1 protein-coding gene is annotated in these 1,052 nt (G+C 43.3%); it reads left to right on the top strand.

Annotated elements, in window-relative coordinates; translation table 11 throughout:
- Positions 1–50 precede the first annotated feature (50 nt).
- A partial coding sequence (locus tag AC1MDJ_RS08005; protein ID WP_479690390.1) for a hypothetical protein occupies positions 51–1,052 on the top strand: 1,002 nt, incomplete at its 3' end.

Below are 1,052 nucleotides of genomic sequence, written 5' to 3'. Positions count from 1 at the left end.
CCCCCCCCCCCCCCATCAACAGTCCTTGTATGGCTCTGGGATAGCGGCGTATGAAATTCAAAATGTCGCTTTGTCTGTCTGCCTCGCTAATCACGGTTATGTGTGCCTACTGCCTTGTAGCCTACGTTGTGGCGGGGCAGCTGGGCGTTCCGCTTAGATGGCAAAAATATTTAGAGCTTAATCAGCAGGAGTTATACAAAAATTTAGCTCACTTTAGTGTTGTTGGAGTGGACAAGAATGTAATCAGGAGCAAATCGGGTAATGGTGCTATAACACTTGCTCTAAATGATAGAGCGGCAAAAGATTACAGGCGATTGACCCTTGTAGTGTCACGATTAAATCGCAATGATGATAGGGTAGGAAACGTCTATGTGTCATATACCGATAATCCTAATGCTAGTTTATCAAGTGCGAAACCATTATTTCACCCAAATGTAATGTTGCGGTTCTTTTATGACGGTGTTCACGATGGCTTTAATACATCTAGGCGTCTTGCAGCGGGCAAGTGGAGTGAGTTTCGCATAAACTTTGAAGGTAAAGCAGGGCTATCTATGGAGGTTGAACGGGCTTATCTGAGCCAGCAAGTAGTATTACCCGACAGTTTCATCCTGCCCTTTGTCGTTTCGGCTATTGTGGGTGTCTGTATAGTCATGCTTTTATTTTGGACTGGGTTGATTAGCTGGTTCTTAAAGAGAGACTGGGCTATACTTGTCGTAATAGTCATAGCACAACTGCTTGTAGTGTCTTACTACGCAGGGCAGAAAAAAAGTCTTTCGTTTGATGAGACAACAAACTATTTCCATGCAAACAACGATAAAGAGGAAGTTTTTAACTATAGCAGTAGCGATGGGGCTAAGTGGCTTTCTCAGAAATATTTATTTGAATCTATGACAGCACAGACTAGCGAGGGGTTAGCGCACTTTAATGAGCTACGGACTCGTCACGCTGTCCATTCTCCGCTATATTTTATGCAATTACACACAGCGTCTCTGTTTGCACCATCTCAATATAGCATATCGTTTGCTGTGGCAGTAAATGTTTTGTGGTATATA

The sequence above is a fragment of the Candidatus Termitispirillum reticulitermitis genome (assembly GCF_054655775.1).
The sequence above is the reverse complement of the archived record's forward strand: the minus strand, read 5'-3'. Positions and strand labels throughout refer to the sequence as shown.